This is a genomic window from Streptomyces sparsus (assembly GCF_054776295.1).
This window is the reverse complement of the sequence record NZ_BAAHCA010000228.1, coordinates 1-1855: the sequence shown is the minus strand read 5'-3', so window position 1 is coordinate 1855 and position 1855 is coordinate 1. Positions and strand designations below refer to the sequence as shown.

At 68.4% G+C, this 1855-nt stretch carries 2 protein-coding genes; both read left to right on the top strand.

Annotation, left to right across the window (positions count from 1 at the left end):
* Window positions 1-55: 55 nt before the first annotated feature.
* Complete coding sequence (locus tag ACYVE9_RS12865) at window positions 56-724, top strand: amino acid ABC transporter permease (protein WP_461027945.1); 669 nt, start codon at window positions 56-58, stop codon at window positions 722-724.
* Window positions 721-1635 (top strand): amino acid ABC transporter permease, encoded by a 915-nt coding sequence (locus ACYVE9_RS12860; RefSeq protein ID WP_461027944.1) that lies wholly within the window; start codon window positions 721-723, stop codon window positions 1633-1635. The genes ACYVE9_RS12865 and ACYVE9_RS12860 overlap by 4 nt, the downstream gene beginning before the upstream one ends.
* Window positions 1636-1855: the final 220 nt, after the last annotated feature.

The window sequence follows — 1855 nt, the reverse complement described above, 5'->3', positions numbered from 1 at the left end:
CCGCCCTACGGGGCGGCACACCGCGTCATTCACCCAAACGGAAGCACGGAAGATCGTGTTCGACTTTCTTGAGGGCTACGACCTGCTCGGGGCTTTCTGGATGACGGTGAAACTCGCCGTCCTCTCGGGCATCGGTGCCCTGCTCTGGGGCACCGTGCTGGCCGGTATGCGGGTCAGCCCCGTTCCCCTGATGCGGGCCTTCGGTACCGCCTACGTGAACGTGGTACGGAACACCCCGCTCACCATCATCATTCTCTTCACCTCGCTGGGGCTCGCCCAGACCCTGCGCATCTACCTGGGCGCGGAAGGTGACTTCGACAGCCAGAACTTCCGGCTCGCCGTGCTCGGGCTGGCGGCCTACACCGCCGCGTTCGTCTGCGAGGCGATCCGGTCCGGCATCAACACGGTGCCGCTCGGCCAGGCCGAGGCGGCCCGCGCGCTCGGTCTCACCTTCACTCAGGTGCTGACCCAGATCATCCTGCCCCAAGCGTTCCGCTCGGTGGTGGCCCCGCTGGCCAACGTGCTGATCGCGCTGATCAAGAACACCACGGTCGCGGCGGCGATCGGGGTGGCCGAGGCGGCTTACCTGATGAAGGAGATGATTGAGAACGAGGCGGAAACACTGCTCATCGGGGCGGTCGTCGCGGTCGGATTCATCCTGCTGACGCTGCCCACGGGCCTGATGCTCGGCCGGGTCAGCACACGAGTGGCGGTGAAGCGATGAACTCCGTCCTGTACGACGCCCCCGGCCCCAAGGCCAAGGCCCGCAACCTGATCTACACCGTGGTGTTCCTGGTCGTCCTGGCGGCCGTGGTCTGGTGGGTGCTCGACACCCTGGCCAAGGCGGGACAGCTCGAATGGGACAAGTGGAGCCCGTTCTTCACCGACTCCCGCTCCTGGACGACGTTCCTGCTGCCCGCGCTGGGCAACACGCTGAAGGCGGCGGCGCTGGCCATGGTGATCGCCCTGCCGCTGGGTGCCGTCCTCGGCATCGCGCGCCTCTCCGACCACGTGTGGGTGCGGGGTGCGGCGGGAACCGTGGTGGAGTTCTTCCGGGCCATCCCGGTGCTGGTCCTGATGCTGTTCGCCAACGTGCTGTACGCGCGGTTCACCGACGTCAGCTCCGAGGTGCGCCCGCTGTACGCGGTCGTCACCGGGCTGGTTCTCTACAACGCCTCGGTGCTCGCCGAGGTCGTACGGTCGGGCATTCTCTCGCTGCCCCGCGGGCAGACCGAGGCGTCGAAGGCGATCGGCCTGCGCAAGGGCCAGACGATGAGCAACGTCCTGCTGCCGCAGGCGGTCACGGTGATGCTGCCGGCGATCGTCAGCCAGCTGGTGGTCATCGTCAAGGACACCGCGCTGGGCGGCGCGCTGCTCGGCTTCCCCGAACTGCTCGCCTCGGTACGCCAGCTGACCGCCAACTACGCCAACACCATCGCCAGCTTCGTGGTCGTCGCGCTGATCTTCATCGTCGTGAACTTCGCGCTCACCACGTTCGCCGGCTGGCTGGAGCAGCGGCTGCGCCGCGGCAAGCGCACCTCCGGCGGGCCGCTGACCCGCAGCGACCTCGGTCGGCTGGACGAGCCGGGGCCGAAGAAGCCGACCACGGACATGGACTCCGGGAGAGCCATGTGACGCGGCTCGGCGCCCGCTGAGCCCACCACTGCCCGTTCAACCGTCACTTGACGGTTGAACGGGCAGTATGTTGCATACCTTCTGTGATCACGCACCACACCGGGCCTCCGGCGTCGACTCGCCCCTCGCACACCGCACGACCCGGCCGCGCGGTCGGCCCGCGCCGGGCAGTCGGCGGAGGCGTCGTGCCGTGGACCCGGTGATCGTGGTCGGCGCCGGA